The 297-nt window shown below is 60.3% G+C and carries 1 protein-coding gene; it reads left to right on the top strand.

Translation table 11 applies throughout. The annotated features are described in order from the left end of the window. On the top strand, positions 1–297 hold a 297-nt coding region (locus A3728_RS20025; protein ID WP_236630576.1), incomplete at both ends, for a prolipoprotein diacylglyceryl transferase family protein.

Below are 297 nucleotides of genomic sequence, written 5' to 3'. Positions count from 1 at the left end.
CGCAATGCTCCCCTTCCCCGACATTTCGCCCGAAGCCTTTGCCATCGATGTCTTCGGATTCCATCTGGCCCTGCGCTGGTATGCGCTTGCTTATATCGTCGGCATCCTGATCGGCTGGCGGCTCTGTGTGCAGACGCTGAAGGCGCCGCGCCTGTGGAAAAACGATACGCCGGTGATGACGCCGGCCAAGGCCGAGGACATGCTGTTCTGGCTGATCCTCGGGGTGATCATCGGGGGGCGGCTTGGATATGTCCTGTTCTACCAGCCGCTGCATTTCCTCAACAATCCCGCCCAGAT

It is taken from the genome of Sulfitobacter sp. HI0040 (assembly GCF_001634885.1).
Taxonomy (GTDB): Bacteria; Pseudomonadota; Alphaproteobacteria; order Rhodobacterales; family Rhodobacteraceae; genus Sulfitobacter.
The sequence above is the reverse complement of the archived record's forward strand: the minus strand, read 5'-3'. Positions and strand labels throughout refer to the sequence as shown.